The organism is Nocardia sp. NPDC050712 (assembly GCF_040654295.1).
Classification (GTDB): Bacteria; Actinomycetota; Actinomycetes; order Mycobacteriales; family Mycobacteriaceae; genus Nocardia.
In genome coordinates, this window is sequence record NZ_JBFAHT010000001.1 from 565,245 (window position 1) to 584,494 (window position 19,250).

At 67.5% G+C, this 19,250-nt stretch carries 19 protein-coding genes and 1 tRNA gene; 7 read left to right on the forward strand and 13 right to left on the reverse strand.

Going from position 1 to position 19,250, the window contains the following annotated elements; genetic code table 11:
* Positions 1-4 precede the first annotated feature (4 nt).
* Positions 5-559, reverse strand: a complete 555-nt coding sequence (locus AB0H76_RS02625; RefSeq protein WP_357316344.1) for a transglycosylase family protein — start codon at positions 557-559, stop codon at positions 5-7.
* Between the two features lie 561 nt (positions 560-1,120).
* Here AB0H76_RS02625 and AB0H76_RS02630 point away from each other — a divergent pair.
* Positions 1,121-1,194, forward strand: a tRNA-Met gene (locus AB0H76_RS02630).
* Positions 1,195-1,245: 51 nt separating this feature from the next.
* Here the strand turns inward: AB0H76_RS02630 and AB0H76_RS02635 are convergent.
* The gene (locus AB0H76_RS02635) at positions 1,246-2,232 is read right to left on the reverse strand and encodes a LacI family DNA-binding transcriptional regulator (protein WP_357316347.1); all 987 of its coding nucleotides are present in this window, start codon (positions 2,230-2,232) and stop codon (positions 1,246-1,248) included.
* Between the two features lie 190 nt (positions 2,233-2,422).
* Between AB0H76_RS02635 and AB0H76_RS02640 the strand changes: the two genes are divergently transcribed.
* From AB0H76_RS02640 to AB0H76_RS02660, 5 genes are read left to right on the forward strand one after another with little or no spacing between them, the layout of a single operon-like run.
* The gene (locus AB0H76_RS02640) at positions 2,423-3,712 is read left to right on the forward strand and encodes an amidohydrolase family protein (protein ID WP_357316350.1); all 1,290 of its coding nucleotides are present in this window, start codon (positions 2,423-2,425) and stop codon (positions 3,710-3,712) included.
* 33 nt (positions 3,713-3,745) lie between these two features.
* A complete protein-coding gene (locus AB0H76_RS02645) occupies positions 3,746-5,182 on the forward strand; it encodes an FAD-binding oxidoreductase (RefSeq protein ID WP_357316353.1) in 1,437 nt (478 codons plus the stop codon).
* A complete protein-coding gene (locus AB0H76_RS02650) occupies positions 5,179-6,348 on the forward strand; it encodes an ABC transporter substrate-binding protein (RefSeq protein WP_357316356.1) in 1,170 nt (389 codons plus the stop codon). Before AB0H76_RS02645 ends, AB0H76_RS02650 begins: the two co-directional genes overlap by 4 nt.
* 23 nt (positions 6,349-6,371) lie before the next feature.
* Positions 6,372-7,130 carry an ABC transporter ATP-binding protein gene (locus AB0H76_RS02655; protein ID WP_357320337.1) on the forward strand — a complete coding sequence of 253 codons (759 nt, stop codon included), beginning with the start codon at positions 6,372-6,374 and terminating at the stop codon, positions 7,128-7,130.
* The gene (locus tag AB0H76_RS02660) at positions 7,127-7,909 is read left to right on the forward strand and encodes an ABC transporter permease (RefSeq protein ID WP_357316359.1); all 783 of its coding nucleotides are present in this window, start codon (positions 7,127-7,129) and stop codon (positions 7,907-7,909) included. Before AB0H76_RS02655 ends, AB0H76_RS02660 begins: the two co-directional genes overlap by 4 nt.
* A 58-nt stretch (positions 7,910-7,967) precedes the next feature.
* Here AB0H76_RS02660 and AB0H76_RS02665 read toward each other — a convergent pair whose 3' ends face one another.
* From AB0H76_RS02665 to AB0H76_RS02680, 4 genes are all read right to left on the reverse strand, one after another.
* Positions 7,968-8,561 (reverse strand): ABC transporter permease, encoded by a 594-nt coding sequence (locus AB0H76_RS02665; protein ID WP_357316361.1) that lies wholly within the window; start codon positions 8,559-8,561, stop codon positions 7,968-7,970.
* A 35-nt stretch (positions 8,562-8,596) separates the two neighbouring features.
* The gene (locus AB0H76_RS02670; protein ID WP_357316364.1) at positions 8,597-9,625 is read right to left on the reverse strand and encodes a medium chain dehydrogenase/reductase family protein; all 1,029 of its coding nucleotides are present in this window, start codon (positions 9,623-9,625) and stop codon (positions 8,597-8,599) included.
* Positions 9,626-9,702: 77 nt separating this feature from the next.
* Complete coding sequence (locus tag AB0H76_RS02675) at positions 9,703-10,272, reverse strand: TetR/AcrR family transcriptional regulator (protein ID WP_357316367.1); 570 nt, start codon at positions 10,270-10,272, stop codon at positions 9,703-9,705.
* Between the two features lie 62 nt (positions 10,273-10,334).
* A complete protein-coding gene (locus AB0H76_RS02680; RefSeq protein ID WP_357316370.1) occupies positions 10,335-11,147 on the reverse strand; it encodes a nuclear transport factor 2 family protein in 813 nt (270 codons plus the stop codon).
* A gap of 94 nt (positions 11,148-11,241) precedes the next feature.
* Here AB0H76_RS02680 and AB0H76_RS02685 point away from each other — a divergent pair, with 94 nt between their 5' ends.
* The gene (locus AB0H76_RS02685) at positions 11,242-12,033 is read left to right on the forward strand and encodes a 3-oxo-5-alpha-steroid 4-dehydrogenase (RefSeq protein ID WP_357316373.1); all 792 of its coding nucleotides are present in this window, start codon (positions 11,242-11,244) and stop codon (positions 12,031-12,033) included.
* Here AB0H76_RS02685 and AB0H76_RS02690 read toward each other — a convergent pair.
* From AB0H76_RS02690 to AB0H76_RS02720, 7 genes are all read right to left on the reverse strand, one after another.
* A complete protein-coding gene (locus AB0H76_RS02690; RefSeq protein ID WP_357316376.1) occupies positions 12,021-12,479 on the reverse strand; it encodes a DUF2231 domain-containing protein in 459 nt (152 codons plus the stop codon). The two genes, AB0H76_RS02685 and AB0H76_RS02690, sit on opposite strands and share 13 nt — an antisense overlap.
* Positions 12,480-12,538: 59 nt before the next feature.
* The gene (locus AB0H76_RS02695) at positions 12,539-12,742 is read right to left on the reverse strand and encodes a hypothetical protein (RefSeq protein ID WP_357316379.1); all 204 of its coding nucleotides are present in this window, start codon (positions 12,740-12,742) and stop codon (positions 12,539-12,541) included.
* 166 nt (positions 12,743-12,908) lie between these two features.
* A complete protein-coding gene (gene ctaD, locus AB0H76_RS02700) occupies positions 12,909-14,669 on the reverse strand; it encodes a cytochrome c oxidase subunit I (protein ID WP_357316382.1) in 1,761 nt (586 codons plus the stop codon).
* Between the two features lie 193 nt (positions 14,670-14,862).
* On the reverse strand, positions 14,863-15,450 hold the full coding sequence (locus AB0H76_RS02705; protein ID WP_357316385.1) for a TetR/AcrR family transcriptional regulator: 588 nt from the start codon (positions 15,448-15,450) through the stop codon (positions 14,863-14,865).
* 48 nt (positions 15,451-15,498) lie between these two features.
* Positions 15,499-16,473 carry a DoxX family membrane protein gene (locus tag AB0H76_RS02710; RefSeq protein WP_357316387.1) on the reverse strand — a complete coding sequence of 325 codons (975 nt, stop codon included), beginning with the start codon at positions 16,471-16,473 and terminating at the stop codon, positions 15,499-15,501.
* A 26-nt stretch (positions 16,474-16,499) separates the two neighbouring features.
* Entirely contained in the window at positions 16,500-17,417 is a 918-nt protein-coding gene (locus AB0H76_RS02715) for an alpha/beta hydrolase (protein ID WP_357316390.1), read from the reverse strand.
* An 89-nt stretch (positions 17,418-17,506) separates the two neighbouring features.
* Positions 17,507-19,249, reverse strand: coding sequence for an amidohydrolase family protein (locus tag AB0H76_RS02720; RefSeq protein ID WP_357316393.1), 1,743 nt, complete (start codon positions 19,247-19,249; stop codon positions 17,507-17,509).
* Position 19,250: the final 1 nt, after the last annotated feature.

Genomic DNA, 19,250 nt, shown 5'->3' on the forward strand with positions numbered 1-19,250 from the left:
GTCTCTAGTTGCCGGCCACCGAATCGATGATCGGGGCGTGCTGCTCCAGCAGCTGCTGGTACAGATCCTTGACGCCGTACTGCTCGGCGACGTTGGCGCCGGCGCTCTTGGCCTGATCGACAGCGGCCTTGGGGGAGTACGGGATCGCGGCCTGGACATCCGGCGCGAGCTCGGGCTCGGGGGCCGGGGCGGGCTCGGGTTCCAGGCCCGAGGAGACGCCCGCGGTCAGGCGCTGGCCGCAGACGGGCCAGGCGCCGACGCCCTGGGTGTTGAGCACGTTCTCCGCGACGCGGATCTGCTCGGCCTTGCTGGCGTTGTGCGCGTAGCCGGTGCCGCCGTTGGCCTGCCAGGTGGAGTGGCTGAACTGGAGGCCACCGTAGTAGCCGTTGCCGGTGTTGATACCCCAGTTACCGCCGCTCTCGCACTGAGCGACGCCGTCCCAGTTGTGGGAGGCGGCTTCCGCGGAGCCGGTGGCGAGTGTGAACGGGATGGCCACCAGTGCGCCGGTCACGGCCGCGAGGCCCAGGGCGCGAGCGTTGAACTTCCGGTTCTCAGACATACAATTCCCTCCCTGTGCCCACCTCCGCGACCGGATCGGTCGTGGCCCTGTCCCCAGGAGTCGGGGATCCTCGAACCGCGGGACAGGGTCACCGGCGTGCGGCGGATCGAGTTCTAGCCCATCCGCAGATTGCCTCCGGGCCGAGCACGACGGTAACGAACAAATCTCGGCAGATCACGTCTTGATAACAAGCGAATTGCATGAAGCGAATAACGCGATTATGGGCATTAACCCAGGTCGTAAATGCCATAAGTATGGATTCCGGACGGTCGGTTATAGCACCGTAATGTGTCGGGCGTCACAGGTAAATTGTGATGCGGGGCACGTTTGAATCGTGTTATCTAGATCGAATACGCGTGCGCGCGGATTTGAAAGCGTACATATCGGGTAATTCGAAGCGAATATGCGCATTGCGGGCCACGGCTGCCGGGGCCCGGCGCGGGCCGGTCGCTACAAGATCATCCGGCCGCCGCCTCCGAACCGTGCTGACCTGCGCGAACCTGCCGCATGGCCAGCGATTTGCCATCTGGGCGTAGACCTGTGTAATGTTGTGTTTACCGACGCGGGGTGGAGCAGCTCGGTAGCTCGCTGGGCTCATAACCCAGAGGTCGCAGGTTCAAATCCTGTCCCCGCTACAAAGAAGAACCCCGGAACCACTGGTTCCGGGGTTTTTTCTGTGCGGCCCCTTAGTCGCGCACGATCAGATCCGCGGTGAACGTCCGCGACGGCTCCTTGATGCCGGTCTTCATCTGTGCGATCAGCATGCGGGTGGCCTCGGTGGCCTGCTGTTCGCGTCGGGTGTCGATCGCCGTCAGCGGCGGCGCGGACAGCCGGGCGATCATGCCGTCGGCGGTGATCAGGGATATATCGTTGCGGCCCAGAAAATTCAGGGCCGCACCGACGCCGTGTGCGATCGAATCCAGCGGGGCGTAGATGCTGTCGGTGTCGGGGAATTCGCGCAGCAGTTCCAGCGTGGCCGCGCGGCCGGCCTCGGAACGGGCATCGCCCGGCTCGGCCAGGCCCACGCGTGCGGGAACCGCCTGGCGCGTGCACCATTCGAGGAAAGCGCGGTGCGTTCCGGCGGCGGTCTGCCGCTTGCTGGAATCCACCACCAGCGCGGGGCGGGTGCGCCCGCGGGCCAGGAAGTGCGACATCGCGCAGTCCACCGCGCTACCGCGATCCAGCGATACCGTCGCCACGTCCGCGCGTCCGACATCGCCGTTCACGATCACCATCGGCAGCCCGCGTTCGAGCAGCGTCGCGACCAGGGCGTCGTCGGGATCCGGATCCACCAGCAGCACGCCGTCGACCGTGAGCGTCCGCGCCCAGCTCTGCTGATCCAGGGGCGGCACGAGGGTGAGAGCGTAACCCTGCGCGAGACTTTCGGTCGCCGCGGCGAATGCCGTGCGCATGTACCAGTCGAGCCGGCTGTCGCGGTCGGCGGTCTGATCGGTCATGAGCGAGCCGACCAGGCCGATGGTGGTGCCCGCGCCGGTGCGCAGGGCCCGGGCGCGCGGATCGGCGCGGTAGCCGAGTTCGGCGGCCACCTGGCGGATGCGTTCGCGGGTGCGGTCGTCCAGGCGGCCCTTGCCGTTGAGCGCGTGCGACACGGTGGCGAGGGAGACCCCCGCCGCGGCGGCGACATCACGGATGGTGGGTCGCACCGCTGCCACAGGAACTCCCTCCGAGCTGCCGCCGAGTGCGGCCGCAGTCATGCTACCTGCTGCGCCGAACCCTGCACGCTTTGCCAAAACGTTTTTGCAACACCATCGTAAACCAGGTTCACGCCGACGAAATCTCGGGCGCGCAAGCTGATTCGCACACGGCGCTAAAACGTTTTGGCATCGGGATGGGAGGCAGCTCATGACGCATCGCACGGTCTTCACCGACGCGGTCGTGTTCCCCGTGCACGACGAGAATCTCGACCCCGAGCGCGGTTACCTCGTGATCGACCAGGCCGGAACCATCGTCGAGACCGGTGGCGGCGACTACTCGGGCGGAACGGCCGCGGAAACCGTGATCGACTTGGGCGGCAAGCTGGTGCTGCCCGGTTTCGTCTCGGCGCACAGCCACCTGTGGCAGAGCGTGTTCCGCGGCGTCGCGGACGGCTGTTTCACGATGGGCTGGATCGACAAGCTGCACAAGCGATTCGGCGCCGCCATGGCGCCGGGCGACATGTACGCCTTCACCCGGCACGGGCAGCACGATCTGCTGCGGCACGGCGTCACCACGGTCTGCAATCACACTCACGAATTCGGCGGCGGGCCCACCGAACAGTGGCAGGCCGCGCTGGACGGCGCCCAGCGCACCGTCTACTCGTTCTCGCCCCCACTGTGGCTGGCGGCGGCGGAGCGGCTCAGTGACCTCGACAAGTTCGCACACCTGATCTCCGACAGTCGCGATCGCGTGCTCGGGGTGTCGGTGAACACCACCCGGATCTATCGCGTCGAGGAGATGCGCCGCGAGAACGAGATCCTGCGCGAGCTCGGCTTCGGCATGCACGCGCACTATCTGGAAGACCCCAGTGTCGCTGCCGAGCAGCAGGATTCGTTCGCGGACCTGCTGGCCGGCGGCCGCATCGGGCCCGAGACGGTGCTGGCCCACTTCATCCACACCACGCCGCATATCCGCGACGCCGCGGCCGCCCGCGGCGCGGCCATGGTCTGGAATCCGCTGTCCAACGGCCGCCTCGGCTCCGGAATCGCCGATATCCCCGGCTACCGCGCCGCCGGACTCCGGATCGGCATGGGCGTGGACGGCCAGGCCAGCTCCGACGTCGCGGATCCCTTCCAGAACATGCGCACCGGCCTCTACCTCTTGCGGGCCGCCGCCCAGCAGGCCGATGTCCTCGACGCGCGCACCATCCTGCGCATGCACACCCTCGACAGCGCAGCGGTTCTCGGCGTCGACGATCGGGTGGGCAGTCTCGAACCGGGCAAGGCGGCGGACTTCCTCGTCTGCGATCCGCCCGCTCCCTACGGTCACCTTCCCGCACGAGAACTGTGGCCTTTCACGGTGCTCTCGACCTCCGCGTCGGACATCACCGACGTCTACATCGCCGGTCGCCGAGTCAGCGGCGGCCCGGCCGATCGCGATCGCGCCCTCGAAACCGATTGCGCCACAAGAGTCTCCCGGCTCTACCGCGCCGTCTGACCCGCACCCCGCACCGAGAAACGGAGTACACCCATGTCCACCTCAGTCGAATTCTCAGCTATAGACCGCCTTGTCGCGGATATCGGCGAGATCGAACACTCCTCCGAAGAACGCGTGCTGCGTGCCAAGAGCCGTGACCGCTTCGCCCAGAGCCCGCTGCTACGCGAGATCATGCGCGGCCGCCTCGCCGACATCTACATCGCGCCGGCCTCGAAGGACGAACTCCGCACCGTGGTGGCTTCCTGTGCGCGCCATCGCATTCCGATCACCGTCCGGGGCGGCGGCACCGGCCAGTTCGGTCAGGCCGTTCCGCTCTCGGGTGGCGCGGTCATCGATGTCACCGGAATCGTCGGTGTGGTCGGGCAGCGGCTCGGTTCGGTCCGGGCCCTGTGCGGCACCATGATCGCCGATATCGACAGTGCCATCCGCCCGACCGGCTGGGAACTGCGCATGCATCCCTCCACCGCCGCCAAGGCCACCATCGGCGGCTATATCGCGGGCGGTCACGCGGGCATCGGCAGCTGCCAGTGGGGCATTCTGCGTGACCGCGGCAATATCACCGCCATCGAGGTGATGACCGTGGAGGAGGAACCTCAGCTCGTCGAACTCATCGGCTCGGATGTCAACCTCGCCCATCACGCCTACGGCGCGAACGGCATCATCACCGAGGTCGAGCTGCCGACCGCGCCCGCCTGGAACTGGCAGGAGCTGGTCATCTCCTTCCCCACGTTCGCACAGGCCGTGCGGTTCTCGGTCGACGTGTGCGAGAGCGAGGGCGTGCTCAAGAAAGTCGTTTCGCCACAACAACATCCGCTGCCGACGCTCTATCCCGCGCTGGCTCGTTTTGTGCCCGAGGGGCATTCGATGGTGCTGGTGATGGCCGCCGAGCAGAGCATGCCCAATGTCGAGGATCTGGTGGCCGAGAACGACGGCCGGATCGCGAACCGCTGCGCCGAGGGCGCCGGCGACTACCGGCTCCCGCTCTACGAATACACCTGGGGCCATTCGATGATGCACTTCCAGCGCATGAACCGCGGCCTCATCGGCCTGCTGGCGCTGTACCCGCAACAGGACCTCTACGAGGCGATCATGCGCGTCACCGAGGAATTCGGCGATCTCGGCCCGACCCATCTGGAAATGAAGCGCTTCGACGGCGGCCTGTCCGCGCAGGGTTCTCCGGTGTGGGAGTTCGAGAGTCAGGAACAGATGGCCGATATCACCCGCCGGCTACAGGAGGCCGGGTTGTCGATCGCCAATACCCACACCCCGGTACTGCTGGCCAGCGGCATGAAGCCGTGGGCTCGCGCCGAGGCGGAGCTCAAGCGCCGAACCGACCCGTACGGCCTACTCGCACAGGGCAAGTCCGACGATCAGTTCGACGACGACGTCACCCGCAATACCGCCCTGCCCAGCAGCGGCTGGTCCTACCGTCTGACCGCCTCGAACGAGAACGTGGAGCAGGGACGATGAATCGTGCACTGAAAGCCGCCGCTGTCGCACTGGCGACGGCACTGCTGGGCGCGGCGGCCGGATGTTCCGGATCTACTGACAGCGCCGCTCTTTCGGGCTTCGACGGCCCGATCGGCTCGGTGAATCTGCGCGAGGTGTGCCCGGCCAAGATCGTCGTGCAGAGCGGCTGGAATCCGGAGTCGGAGTTCGGCTACCTCTACAACCTGATCAGCCGGCACCCGACCATCGACGCGGGCAGCAAGTCCACCAGCGGTCCGCTGTTCGCGCAGGGCGAGTACACCGGCGTGGACCTCGAGATCCGCGCCGGCGGCCCGGCGATCGGTTTCCAGCCGGTCATGTCGCGCATGTACCAGGACCGCGACATCATGCTCGGCTTCGTCGATACCGAGCAGGCGATCTCCACCTTCGGTGCCACCCCGATCACCAGTGTGTTCGCCCCGCTGGAGAAGAGCCCGCAGATGATCATGTGGGATCCGCAGACCTATCCGCAGGTCAAGACGATCGCCGACCTCAAGGCCGCGAACGCCAAAGTGCTGTATTTCCAAGGCGAGGCGTATATGAACTATCTGGTCGGCGCGGGCATTCTCGGCAAGGATCAGGTCGACTCCAGCTACGACGGCACGCCCTCGTTCTTCGTGGCCGCGGGCGGCAAGGCAGCCCAGCAGGGTTTCGCCAGCACCGAACCCTATGTGTACGAGCACCAGGTGCAGAGCTGGAACAAACCCGTCGCCTACCAGCTGATCAACGACGCGGGCTTCCCGACTTACAAGTCGACGCTGGCCGTCCGCAGTGGCGACCTGACCCAGCAGTCGGCCTGCCTGAAGAAACTGATCCCGGTCGTGCAGCGCAGCATGATCGACTTCCTGGCCGCACCCGGTCCCGCCGACAAACTCATCGTGGATTCGGTCGCCGCCTACGACACCGGGTGGACCTACGACAGCGACAACGCCGCGTTCGCCGTCGAAGCCATGGTGCGCCAGGGCATTGTCGGCAATGGAACCAGCAGCGCCCTGGGCGATTTCGACACCGCGCGGCTGCGCAAACTGCTCGAGATCACCACGCCGATCTTCCAGGCCGAGGGTGTGAATATTCCGTCCGACCTCACGCCCGAGATGGTCGCGACCAACCAATTCATCGATCCGTCCATCGGCTTCGCGACCAGTTGAGGGGTGAGTCCGTCATGGTGACAATGCAGCAGGCCCGCCCCGGACTCGGGTCGGAACTGATCGGGTTCGAGCAGGCGGGCGTGGTGTTCCCGGACGGCACGCCCGCACTCGAGCAGGTCGATCTCACCGTCCGCGCCGGCGAATTCGTCAGCCTGGTGGGCCCGTCCGGATGCGGGAAGTCCACCCTGCTCCGTGTGGCGGCCGGCCTTCAGGACATCACCGGCGGCTACGTCCAGCGCGGGGCGGCGCGACTCGGGTACGTCTTCCAGGAACCGACGCTGTTGCCGTGGCGGACCGTCCGTGAGAATGTCGCGCTACCAGTGGAATCGGCGAAGCTCGGCAAACGCGCGCGGTATCAGCGGGCGGACGCCGCCATCGCCACGGTGGGGTTGGCCGGATTCGCGGATCATCTGCCGCACACGCTGTCCGGCGGAATGAAAATGCGCGTCTCGATCGCCCGGGCGCTGACCTGCGAACCCGAACTGTTCCTGTTCGACGAACCCTTCGGGGCACTCGACGAGATCACCCGGGAACACCTCAACGACGAGACCACCCGATTGTTCGCCGAACGCCGGTTCGCCGGGATGTTCGTCACCCATTCGATCGCCGAGGCGGTGTTCCTGTCCACCCGGGTCGTGGTCCTGTCGGGCCGCCCCGGCCGGGTGGTCGGGGATATCGCGGTCCCGTTCGACTATCCCCGGGCACCTTCGCTGCGCTTCAGCGCCGAATTCAACGCGATCGCGGCCGAATTGAGCGAACTGCTGCGTGGAGGTCACCGATGACGCGCCGGTCCGCACGGATCCTGGCTCCCGTCGCCGTCCTGCTCGGGCTGCTCGGATGCTGGTATCTGGTCAGCTACGCGCTGCTCGATCCGTCCCGGCGGTTCCTGATGCCGCCGCCGCATCAGGTGGTCGGCACGGGATTGCTGGGTCGGCAATCGGGTCAGATGTGGGATGCGCTGGGCCGCACCACGATTGTCGCGCTGACCGGCCTGGCGATCGCGGCGCTGCTCGGCATCGCCTGGGCGACGGTGATGTCGCAGACCCGGTGGGCCGAGATCGCGCTGTTCCCGTACGCGGTGGTCTTGCAGTGCGTGCCGATTCTCGCGCTGGTGCCGCTGATCGGGTTCTGGTTCGGGTTCGGATTCACCGCGCGCGTCCTGGTCTGCGTTCTCATCGCCTTGTTCCCGATCGTGTCGAATACGCTCTTCGGCCTCAAGTCGGTCGATGCGAGCCACCGGGAGTTGTTCGCGCTCTTAGGAATTCCCACGGCGACCCGGTTGCGCAAACTCGACTTTCCCACCGCGCTGCCCGCGATCTTCGCCGGGCTGCGCATCTCGGCGGGCCTGGCGGTGGTCGGCGCGATCGTCGGCGACTTCTTCTTCAAGCAGGGCGATCCCGGTATCGGAATCGTCATCGACACCTACCGCGCCCGATTGCAGTCGCCGCAGCTCTTCGCCGCGATCATCGTCGCGTCGCTGCTCGGTGTCGCCGTCTTCGCCGTGTTCGGCTGGGTGTCCAGGCTGGTGGTCGGCCGGTGGTATCAGCCGTCGCGGGAGTGAACCGCGGCGACGACAAGACCCAGGTCAGAAGCTCTGACCTGGGTCTTGTCGCGATCGATCAGGCGTAGCGGTAATTGATAGCGGCGCTGCGGCGCTGCGGCTCCAGGGCCGCCGCGATCAGGTAGCTGCCGCCTCCGGCGACGGCCAGCACCCAGTACGGCCCGGCCCCGTCGAGCAGCAGCGCGGCCGAGGAGGTGAGGGCGAGCCAGGCGCCGAGCGTGTACTGCAAGACGTCGCGGTAGGCGGCGCCGCTCGCCAGGTAGAGCAGCCCGACGACCAGCCCGGAGCCCACCGGCCAGAGCAGCATCTTCAGGTCCGTCTGGCCCAGCGCCGAACTGAGCGCGGTGATCAGGAAGAACAGCGCGCCGAAGCCGATCAGCCACGAGGCGGCGAGCAGATTGCCGACCACCGCCTCCCGCCCCGTCGCGGAGCGCTGCGCCCGCATGCTCACGACGGTGGTGATGACCATCGCGGTCACCAGCCCGGTGATCAGCAGGGCGGCCGGGACGAGGGCGGGTAACCGCAACAGCGGATCGTCGCCGTGGGACAGGGCGTACGCGCCGTGGCCGAGCAGCCAGGCCGCGCCGAAACTCGAGTAGGACGGCCGGTTGTCGAGCAGGACACGCAGGGCGGTCGAATCAGGCTGGAACATGGTGGATCTCCGATGCGGTGAACGGGGGAGGGGGTTCAGGAGTTCGCGACGATGACGACCTTGCCGACGACGGTGCTCGACTCGGCGAGCTCCATCGCGCGGGCGGCCTCGGTCAGCGGGATACGGGCGGCGACCTGCGCGCGCAGCACCCCCTGCGCCGCCAGCTCGAACACCTGGCCCAGGTCCGCGGTGACGCGTCCGCGGAAGCGGGCGAGGTTGCGCTTGCCCGCCCACAGGTTGAAGAAGTGCGCATGGCGCTTGTTGGGCAGCGCGTTCCAGGTGAGCAGCCGCGCGAACAGCTTCAGTACCGGCAGCCGGGAATTGCCCGCGTCGTCCTTCGTGGCGGCGGTGCCGTAGGAGACCAGCGTGCCGTGCGGAGCCAGCAGTGCGAAGGAGTCGGTGATGCCGGGGCCGCCGATGTGATCGAAGACGGCGTCTACACCGCCGGGCGCGAGCGCTCGAACCTGGTGCGGCACATCGCCGCGGTAGTCGATCCAGGTCGCGCCGAGTGCCTCGACGGCCGCGGCGTTGCGGGCGGAGGCGGTGCCGATGACCCGAATCCCGTTGGCGCGAGCCAGCTGTACGAGGGTGGAGCCGACGCCACCGTTCGCGCCGTGCACCAGGATGGTCTGCCCGGGCCGGACACGCGCGGTCCGGTAGAGCATCTGCCAGGCCGTGATCCCGTTGACCACAAAGGTTTCCGCCTCGGCGGCGTCCAGGCCGACGGGTACCGGAACCAGGTCGCCGGCGTCGAGCAGCGCGTGGCTGGCCCAGCCGCCGATCTTGGTCAGCGCGGCGACGCGGGTGCCGGTCAGGGCCGGGTCGACGCCGGAGCCGACCGCGGTCACGGTGCCGACCAGGTCGTATCCGGGCACGAACGGGAAGGCGGGCTGGTCGTAGTACTTGCCGCGTCGCATCTGCTGTTCGGCGAAGGAGACGCCGCTGGCCTCGACTCTTACGAGTGCCTGGCCGGGCCCGGGTGCGGCGAGTTCGCGCTGGGCGACCAGTAGGCCGGCGGGCTCGACGCGGCCGGGCAGGATGATTTCGGTGGCGAGAGTGGACATGATTACTCCTAGTGTGTGACTGGTCAATCACTCTATGGGTCAAAGAAACGCCCCGCGAGGGGGCGGTCGATGTGCGGTCAGTGGGCGTTCGGGTGGCGAATGCCCGCGGTGAGGATGCGGGCCCAGGGGCTGTCGTCGCCGTCCAGGCCGAGGGTGGTGATGAGGTGGCAGAGCTGCCCGAAGGCGATGAACCGCTGCACCTGGTCGTCCGGGGCACCGGAGCGCTGCTTGGCGACGTCGGTGACCCGGCCCAGGCCCGTACGCAGGGCCGCGCCGATCTCGGGTACGTCCGCGACCGACTGGGCGTGCACCTGGAGCATGAGCAGGCTCTTGTCGCTGATCAGTTCGGCGTAGGCCCCGCCCATTTCGTGCAGGATCTGCTCCGGGGCGGCGCCGTCGGCGCGGGCGGCGCCGGCCGACAGCGCACGCTCGATCAGTTCGAAGCAGCGTTCCAGCGCGGCGACGAACAGGGCGACCTTGCCGGGGAAGAGCTTGAAGACATAGGCCGGGGAAATCTGCGCCGTCGCCGCCACCGTGCTGATCGGGGTGCCGTGATAGCCGGTGCGGGCGAACTCGACGATCGCGGCGTCGACAACGGTGTCGCGCCGGGCGTCCGATCGGGAGAGGGTGACTCCGCTCTTGCTCATGTGAGTGACTGTACACTCACTCTTTGTGAGAGCGCAAGACCTGCCGCTCGGGGGCGCGATAGTCAGGCGGTCTCGTCGAGGAAGACGGTGACGGCGTCGATCCGGTGACCGCCGGTCGCGAAGTCGACGAACGCGACGCCGCGCGCCCCTTCCAGCTCGACCGACACCGAGACGGTGCGTCCGGCGGCGATCAGCTTGTCCCAGCGCATGTTCCGGGTTCGATTGGTGAATTCCTCCGCCGATACCGTGCTGCCCGCGGGCAACTGGAGCGCGGTGCTATCGTCCAGCAGGGCCCGCACCCGCCCGATGTCGGTGGCGGCTGCTGCCGAGAACAGCTGTGTCACAGCCTTTTTCCCGGTACGGCCGACACTGCGCACCGCCCGCAGCATGCCGAACATGCCGCCGACGCCCTGGTTGGCGATCAGCTGGGGTCCGAGCTTCACCGCGGCGGTCAGGCCGCGCACCCCGGTGCGCAGCATGAGCTGGGTGACCATGGCGGCGAACTCCCAATGTGCCGCCAGCCGAACGATTTTCCAGGCGCCGTCCACCTCGGCCAGGTCGTAGCGCAGGTGCATCGGCACCCGCACCGTGGCGCCGGTGGACATGGTGGTCTCGATGTAGAGATCGCGCACCACCGCGCGGCCGCCCACGAGGTCGCGGTCGACATCGAAGGCGATGCCGTTGGGTCCGATGAACGTGTCCCAGAAACGCTCGATGGCCGCGCGGCCGACGTGCGGGCGCGCGCCGACCGGGTCGTTGACTTCGGCGTCCGCCGTGAACAGTGCCACCCAGGTGGATTTGTCGTGCGCCGCAACGGCCCGCGGTGAGGCGTGCACCGCGGCGAGCAGTGCCTCGGCGGTCGGGTTCAGCGCCATGGGTAGTTCCTTCGCGATCGTGGTCCAGGACTCCGACCCATGGTAGAACATGTTCTAATTCACGTGCGAGATGTCTCACCTTTCAAGGATTTCGATGGACTGGTATACCGGGAACACCACCTACGACACCGTGCTCACGGTCGCCTTCGCCTTCGCGGCCTTCGTGCTGGTCGGAGGCATGTTCGCGCAGAGCCCGTACGGCCGCTTCGCCTCCACGAAAGTGGGTTTCAACCTCAACCCGAAACTCGGCTGGTGGTTGATGGAGATTCCCGCGACGGTGGTCTTCGCGGTGTTCTATCTGACCGGCCCGAACCGGTTCGAGCCGGTGCCGCTGGTGCTGGCCGCGATCTGGTTGCTGCACTACGGAAACCGGGGCTGGTTCTTCCCGCTGTCGATCCGGCAGGTGCCCGGCAAGCGCAGCAGCTTCAATGTTTCGGTGATGGCGGCCGGCATGTTGGTCACCACGCTGCACGGTTACCTGAACGGGTCCTTCTTCAGCCACGACTACCTGAACCAGTACGGCACCGAGTGGCTGACCGATCCGCGCTTCCTCGGCGGACTGGTGGTCTACCTGGGCGGTTTCACGCTGCTCGTGCGCTCGGAGTGGATCGTGCGCAATCTGCGCGACAAGGCCAACCCGGGCGCGACCGAATACAAGGTGCCTTTCGGCGGCGGCTTCAAGTTCGTCACCAGCCCCGCCTACCTCGGTGAACTCCTGGCCTGGGCGGGTTTCGCGCTGCTCACCTGGAACCTGGCCGGCCTGGTGATCTTCCTGATCACGGCGGGCAATCTGGTGCCGCGCGCGTTCGCCACACACAAGTGGTATCGGGAGAAGTTCGCCGACTACCCGACCGAGCGCAAAGCGCTGATCCCCTACGTCATCTGACCCCAGACCGCGCGGGAACCCGAGTCGCCGACCCGGTAGGTCTGCACGGTGGCGGCGACGCTCGCCACGATGGTGAGCACCGCGATCACCCAGACCACCACGCGCGCCAGCGGCCGGCCGCGCTGCTCGCGCAGAAAGACCACCAGCAGCGCGGCGGCGGCGACCAGCAGCGGCACCGCGAAGTAGTTCATGGTGCCGCCGAGGTCGGTATGGGTTTGCAGCGCTTCCGAAGGGCCGAAACGCTTTTCGAAGGTTTCCCCGGCCGCGATGGTGACGGGGGTCAGCGCCATGGTGATGACCGCGAGCCCGACGGCGGGCCAGATCAAGCGCTGCCGCGCGGCCGGCCACACCGCGCACAGCACCAGTGCCAGCGCTGTCAGCGGCACGAACACGACGATGACGTGCACCAGCAGCACGTGGGCGGGCAAACCGTTGATGGTCGACATGAGGCGCTCCGTTCGGTTCGGCCTCAGTATCGCCGACACCCGCGCTACGGCGCTGATATTCAGTTCATGGCCGGGTCGGGTAGTGCTCCTTCGGCGGCGCGCATGCGCTCGCTGATGCGGGTGAGCAGTTCGATCGATTCCTCGGAGAGGCCGACGGCGACGCGGACGAGGCGGCGTAACGGCGGATTGGACAGCTGCAGGACGAGGACGAGGTCGTGATCGCGGTCGTGGCCGCGATGGTCGAGATCCACAGGGGTGCTCACAATCTGATTACTCAGGTGAAAAAGACGCTCTGGTTGTAGGCGCGGTGCGGAAGTAGGGAGAGCTACTTCGCTAGGGGAATGCGGTCGCGGGCATGACATAGCCACAGCGACGCACAGTGTCTCTCGCGGCCACGGTGGCCGCGAGCCGGAGCCGGTCGATGCCGGATCACGGCTCCTTGGTTTCGGGTTGATCCGGTGCCCCGGCCTTGTCGAGCTCGAGCGCGGGTTCGGCGACCCGATGCGCCCGCTTCGAGCCCCAGCCCACATGCGCCTCGGCGCGGTTACGTTCGATCATGTGCGGATAGTGCAGTTCGAACGCGGGTCGTTCCGATCTGATGCGCGGTAATTCGTAGAAGTTGTGGCGCGGCGGCGGGCAGCTGGTCGCCCACTCCAGTGAATTCCCGTAGCCCCAGGGATCGTCCACGGCGACCACCTCGCCGTAGCGATAGCTCTTGAAGACGTTCCAGATGAACGGCAGCATCGAGGCGCCGAGCAGGAACGCGCCGAGGGTGGAAATGGTGTTCAGCGTGGTGAATCCGTCGCCGGGCAGATAGTCGGCGTAGCGGCGCGGCATGCCCTCGTTGCCCAGCCAGTGCTGCACCAGGAAGGTGGTGTGGAAGCCGAAGAACGTGGTCCAGAAGTGCAGTTTGCCCAGGCGCTCGTCGAGCATGCGGCCGGTCATCTTCGGGAACCAGAAGTAGATCCCGGCGAAGGTGGCGAACACGATGGTGCCGAAGAGCACGTAGTGGAAGTGCGCGACCACGAAATAGCTGTCGGTGACGTGGAAGTCGAGCGGCGGCGAGGCCAGGATGACACCGGACAGCCCGCCGAAGAGGAAGGTGACCAGGAAGCCCAGCGCGAACAGCATCGGCGTCTCGAAGGTGAGCTGCCCGCGCCACATGGTGCAGATCCAGTTGAAGAACTTCACGCCGGTCGGTACCGCGATCAGGAACGTCATCATCGAAAAGAACGGCAGCAGAACGGCTCCGGTGGCGTACATGTGATGCGCCCATACCGCCACCGACAGGCCGCCGATGGCCAGCGTCGCGTAAACCAGTGTGCTGTAACCGAAGAGCGGTTTGCGGCTGAAGACCGGGAAGATCTCGGTGACGATGCCGAAGAACGGCAGCGCCACGATATAGACCTCCGGATGCCCGAAGAACCAGAACAGGTGCTGCCACAGCAGGATGCCGCCGGTCGCCGGATCGAAGACGTGCCCGCTCAGATGCCGGTCCACGAACAACCCCATCAGCGCCGCGGTGAGAATCGGAAAGGCAAGCAGCACAAGAATGCTCGTCACCAGAATGTTCCAGGTGAAGATCGGCATGCGGAACATGGTCATGCCGGGTGCGCGCAGGCAGATGACCGTGGTGATCATGTTGACGCCGCCGAGGATGGTGCCGACACCGGAGACCGCCAGGCCCATGATCCACAGGTCGCCGCCGACGCCGGGCGAGTGCTGGATGTCGCTGAGCGGGGTGTATCCGGTCCAGCCGAAGTCGGCGGGGCCGCCGGGGGTGAGAAAGCCGGAGGTGGCCATGGTCGCGCCGAACAGATACAGCCAGTAGCTGAAGGCGTTCAGGCGCGGGAACGCCACGTCGGGCGCGCCGATCTGCAGCGGCAGCACGGCATTCGCGAAGCCGAACAGGATCGGGGTCGCGTAGAACAGCAGCATGATCGTGCCGTGCATGGTGAACAGCTGATTGAACTGTTCGGTGGACAGGAAATGCATACCGGGACGGGCCAATTCGGCGCGCATCAGCAGCGCCATCAGGCCGCCGATGAAGAAGAACGTCATCGCGGTGGTCAGATACATGATCCCGAGCACCTTGGGATCGGTGGTGGTGATCATCTTCCACAGGTAGGAGCCCTTGGGCCCGAGCCGGCGCGGGTAGGGCCTTACGGCCTGCACTTGTGCGACTGCCATGGTGGTCGCCACCTTCCATGAACGCCGACCAGCCTTGTGACGGGATTATGCGCCTTCTCGATCACCGACATGCGGAGTTTGGGGCGAACACATGGGATTACCGGGCGACCGGCAGCTACCGTGGGAGGCGCGGCGGGCGCGCGGAGCCTGCTGAATCTGCTTGATTTCCAGCGCATTCCGATGTCGGTGCGAGCTAGGCGGTCGCGACCCGATAGCGCTCGATCAGCGCCACGCCCATCTCGCGGGCGCGGCGGGCGGCCTGCTGGTCGCCTTCGGCGGCGGCGACGATGGAACCCTTCATGAGAATGTGCCAGGAGCGCGCGAAATCGTCCGGATCGGCCAGGCCGGCTTCCTCGGCGCGGCCGCGGACCAGATTCCGGACGGTGGCCAGGTAGTTGATGCTGGCGATTCCGGTCGGGTGCTCGGCACCCATTTCCAGCAGCACATTGACGAATGTGCAGGTCTCGAAGCCGTCGGTGCTGAACCACTCGTCGAATACATCGAAGATGGCCAGCAGCCGCTGCTCCGGGGTATCGCCGCGCAGCTGGGACTGCTGCTCCAGAAAGCCGTAGGTCCACAGCTGCTCACGGCGCTCCAGTACCGCCAGCACCAAATCGTCCTTGGTCCGGAAATGCCGGTACAGCGTGGCTTTGGCGATGCCCGCACGCGCGATGACCTCGTCGATACCGACATCCCGGATGCCCCGGCGGGTGAACAATTCGTAGGCCGAGGACAGAATCCGTTCGCGGGCGCCGCCGACAGGGGCTGCGCTGGCGGCCATGGGGGCCAGCCTAAACCGCGACGGAACGCCGCGGTTCAGGCTGCCTGATCACCGCAGCCGCGCTTCGGCGCGCTCACGGGCGGTCTCGGCCCGTTCCCGAGCGACTTCGGCGAGGTGGGCACTGCGGTCACGCGCGGTGGCGGCGAGCTCCGGTCCGCGTTCACGGGCGGTGTCGGCCAGGTCGGCGCCGTGCTTCTGCGCCGCCTCGGCGAACTCCGCGCCGCGGTGCCGGGCGATCTCGGCCAGCTCCGCCGCCCGTTCCCGGGCGACCTCGGCGAACTCGGCGCCGCGCTTCTTGGCGATCTCGGCCCACTCGCCGCCGTGCTCCTTGGCGTAATCGGCCCAGTCGGCGCCGTGTTCCTTTGCGGTGGAGGCGATTTCGGGTGCGCGATGCTTGGCGACCCCGGCCAGTTCGGCGCCGCGATGCTGCGCGGCATCGGCGAGCACGGCGCCCTTGGCGGCGGCGACCCCACCCAGCTTCTGCGCCCGGACGGCCGCGTCGTGCGCCCGTTCCCGCAGCACCTCGCCGGTCTGCGAATCCGAGGACCCGGTGAACGGCAGCGCCGCGGCCGCGGCGGCCGCGGCCTTGCGGCCCCGCCAGCCCAGCGACGGCTTGCCCGCGGTGTCCGCGGCGGCGATCATCAGGCCGCCGAGCAGGCTGACGTCCTTGAGGAAGGCGGTCCGCTTGGCGGTCTTGCGGTCCGGATCTTCCTCATCCCAGAAGTTCTGCTCGGTGATGGTGGCCGGGACGACCGTCGCGGCCAGCACGAGCGAGGCCAGGCGCGGCGCCTTGCCGAACGCGAGCAGCGCGCCGGCGGAGACCTGGGCGAACGCGTTGATCCGGACGATGGTGCCCGGGTCGGCGGGCAGCTTCGCCGCGTATTTGTCGGGCAGCGAGCGTTCGCCACGCTGCACGAGCGTGGCGGCCGTCTTCGCCCGTGGCTCGGGATGGATGAGCGTATCGACCCCGTCGACGATGAAGGTGGTCGCAAGTAGTGGTCGGGCAAGTCGGCGCAGCAACATAGCGGGGCAACCCTTTCCTCGGTGGCTTATTGGTCGGGTTCCCGCGCATTCTCCCGCCAAACACCAAGATCAACTGGCGGCGACACGGCTTCGACCTGCGTGAATTCGGAATCGGCCGGGAGCGCGTCGAGAAAATCGGTGATTGCGCCGGTCACCGCGCCCGGATCCTCCATCATCGGCAGGTGCCCGCAGTCGGGTAACACCACGCTGGTGTGGGGGTGCAGCGTGGTCGCGCCGAGCGCGGCCCCGGCCGTGGCGGACAGGATGCGGTTCTGCGCGCCCCAGATGGTGCAGATCGGCGGGAAGTCCGGGCCGGGGGTGAAGGAATCGAGCGCTCGGAAGGCCGGGAAGTCCTGGACCAGGCGGTCCAGCGCGATCAGCCGGCCGGTGTCGCCCCAGGGCGCGCGCAGCGTGCGGGAATCCTGCAACTTCTGGGCACGTCCGCGCGAGCCGAGCTGGTTGGCGATGATCAGGCCGGACACCAGGTCGGGCAGGGCGAGCCGGCGGGCCAGCGGCGCGAGCGGCAGCGTCGCCGACAGCCACGCCAGCGGCGCCTGCTGCCCCCGGTAGACGGTGTTCCAGGTGAGCGGATTGATCAGCACCAGCGCGCGCACCCGGGGCACGGCCCGGGTAATCGTGTAGCTCAGGGCCACCGCGCTACCGAGGCAGTTACCGACCAGCACGACATCGGTCAGGTGGTGCTCGTCCAGGAACGCGTCGAGCATGCGGACATAGTCGACGAGTCGGTAGCCGGTCGCGGGCCGCTGGGATTCGCCGTATCCGGGCAGGTCGAGGGCGAAAACCTCGTGGTCCCGCCGCAATTCGGCCACCTGCTCGTCCCAGATCCGGCGCGAGGTGCCGGCGTTGTGCAGCAGCACGATCGGCGGTCCGTCCCCGGCCCGGTCGTAGACCACGGTGCGTCCGTGGTGCGCGAAAGTGGCCACATCGCCTCCTTGCGATCGGGAGGCCGCGTTGCCCCCCTGCGCTCCACGGTAATCCGAATGCCGCACGGCCGACGCCGTATGGCCTGAGCTCAAGCGCCCGCCCGCAGGAACTGCCCGGTGCGCCGCTTGCCGAGAACCTCGGCGGCAACCCCGTTTCCGAAGACGTACTCGCCGTTGACCAGCACCGCGGTCACCGTCTCGTCGTTGCGGTTGACCATGCGGGACAGATTGTCGAACTCGGGCACCGGTGCTTCGGCGTAGGCCTCGACCGTGTCGTCGAGCCGTTCGGGATCGAGCACGACCAGATCGGCGCGATCCCCGGGACGCAGGTGACCGGCGTCCAAGCCGTACCAGTCGGCGAGTTCGCCGGTGACGCGGTGCACCGCCCGTTCCAGCGAAAGGAACGGCGTCCCGGCCTGTTCGGCCCGGTGCACCCGGCGCAGCAGGCGCAGGCCGAAGTTGTAGAAGGCCATATTGCGCAGGTGCGCCCCGGCATCGGAGAAGCCCAGCTGCACGCCTGGGTCGGCGGCGAAGCGATCCAGGACCGCCGGCCGATGATTGGAAATCGTGGTGTGCCAGCGCACTTTTCCGCCGTGCTCGACGACCAGGTCGAGGAAGGCGTCCACCGGGTGCAGACCGCCCCGGTCCACGCCGACCTGGCCGAAGGTCTTGCCGATCACCGCGGGATCCGGGCAGGCCACGATTTCGGCGTCGAAGAAGTCGCGGTGCCAGACCCGCGGCCCGTACTTCTTGTCGTAGTCCTTGCGGAACCGGCGGCGGTAGGCCTCGTCGCGCAGTAGTTCGCGTCGCTCGTCGAGCTGGTCGGCCAGGTGCAGTGCGGCGGCGCCGGAACCGAATTCCTCGAACACCGGCAGGTCGATCCCGTCGGAGTAGACCTCGAACGGCACCGGCAGGTGCTGCCACCGGAAGTTGCCGCCGAGCCCGTTGATCACCTTCGCGATCAGCGGAAAGATCTGGGCCACAGCGGGAATCGCCTTGATATCGGCGGCCGAGAGCAGGCTGACCTTCAGCGGTGCGCGGAAGAGCCCGAGGCTGCTCGCCGCCATCGCGACCAGGCTCTGCGGCTTGGCCACATCCGGGCCGCCCTGCAGTGCGCGTCCGCGCTCGCGCAGAATCTTGTTGAGCCGCCGGCGTTCCCGGCTCGTCGCGTAGGTCGACGGGAGCGTGCGCGAGCGGCACAGTTCGCCGTCGACCTTGTCGAACATGAGCTGCTGGGAGGACATTCCGACGAAACCGGCGTCCAGCGCCTCGGCGAGTTTGCCCGCCATGGACGCCAATTCGGCCGGGGTGGGCCGGACCTCGGATCGGGTGGCGCGGTCCAGGCCCATTTCCGCGGCGCGGATATCGGAGTGGCCGATGAACGCGGCGAGGTTCGGGCCCAGCGGCAGGGCCTCCAGCGCGCGGACGTACTCCGCGGCGCTGGACCAGGTCTTGGTCGCGGTGACCGCCTCGATGACGTGCTTGCGCGGGATCGCCTCCACCCGCCCGAACAGATCACCGGCATCGGTGGCGCCGACGTGCACGGTCGAGAGCGAACAGGAGCCGAGGAACACGGTGGTGACGCCGTGGCGCACGGATTCGGCCAGGGCCGGACCCGTCAGCACCTCGACGTCGTAGTGGGTGTGGATGTCGAGCATGCCGGGCAGCACCCATTTCCCGGTGGCGTCAATGACGGTCGGGCAGGAGTCCTCGGCGAGTGGTTCGGCGGCGACGGCCGCGATCCGGCCGTCCCGGATCCCGAGGTGGCGGACCGCGGAGGGCCCGCCGGTCCCGTCGAACCAGCGGCCGCCCTTGATGATGGTGTCGTACATG

What these genes read in the sequence shown, in the direction of transcription:
- AB0H76_RS02625 (WP_357316344.1), bottom strand. Translation starts at nt 559, where the DNA reads ATGTCTGAGAACCGGAAGTTCAACGCTCGCGCCCTGGGCCTCGCGGCC.
- AB0H76_RS02680 (WP_357316370.1), bottom strand. Translation starts at nt 11,147, where the DNA reads ATGGCGCTGAACCCGACCGCCGAGGCACTGCTCGCCGCGGTGCACGCC.
- AB0H76_RS02705 (WP_357316385.1), bottom strand. Translation starts at nt 15,450, where the DNA reads ATGGCCGCCAGCGCAGCCCCTGTCGGCGGCGCCCGCGAACGGATTCTG.
- AB0H76_RS02640 (WP_357316350.1), top strand. Translation starts at nt 2,423, where the DNA reads ATGACGCATCGCACGGTCTTCACCGACGCGGTCGTGTTCCCCGTGCAC.
- AB0H76_RS02670 (WP_357316364.1), bottom strand. Translation starts at nt 9,625, where the DNA reads ATGTCCACTCTCGCCACCGAAATCATCCTGCCCGGCCGCGTCGAGCCC.
- AB0H76_RS02710 (WP_357316387.1), bottom strand. Translation starts at nt 16,473, where the DNA reads ATGTTGCTGCGCCGACTTGCCCGACCACTACTTGCGACCACCTTCATC.
- AB0H76_RS02720 (WP_357316393.1), bottom strand. Translation starts at nt 19,249, where the DNA reads ATGTACGACACCATCATCAAGGGCGGCCGCTGGTTCGACGGGACCGGC.
- AB0H76_RS02650 (WP_357316356.1), top strand. Translation starts at nt 5,179, where the DNA reads ATGAATCGTGCACTGAAAGCCGCCGCTGTCGCACTGGCGACGGCACTG.
- AB0H76_RS02690 (WP_357316376.1), bottom strand. Translation starts at nt 12,479, where the DNA reads ATGTCGACCATCAACGGTTTGCCCGCCCACGTGCTGCTGGTGCACGTC.
- AB0H76_RS02685 (WP_357316373.1), top strand. Translation starts at nt 11,242, where the DNA reads ATGGACTGGTATACCGGGAACACCACCTACGACACCGTGCTCACGGTC.
- AB0H76_RS02675 (WP_357316367.1), bottom strand. Translation starts at nt 10,272, where the DNA reads ATGAGCAAGAGCGGAGTCACCCTCTCCCGATCGGACGCCCGGCGCGAC.
- AB0H76_RS02665 (WP_357316361.1), bottom strand. Translation starts at nt 8,561, where the DNA reads ATGTTCCAGCCTGATTCGACCGCCCTGCGTGTCCTGCTCGACAACCGG.
- AB0H76_RS02645 (WP_357316353.1), top strand. Translation starts at nt 3,746, where the DNA reads ATGTCCACCTCAGTCGAATTCTCAGCTATAGACCGCCTTGTCGCGGAT.
- ctaD (WP_357316382.1), bottom strand. Translation starts at nt 14,669, where the DNA reads ATGGCAGTCGCACAAGTGCAGGCCGTAAGGCCCTACCCGCGCCGGCTC.
- AB0H76_RS02655 (WP_357320337.1), top strand. Translation starts at nt 6,372, where the DNA reads ATGCAGCAGGCCCGCCCCGGACTCGGGTCGGAACTGATCGGGTTCGAG.
- AB0H76_RS02660 (WP_357316359.1), top strand. Translation starts at nt 7,127, where the DNA reads ATGACGCGCCGGTCCGCACGGATCCTGGCTCCCGTCGCCGTCCTGCTC.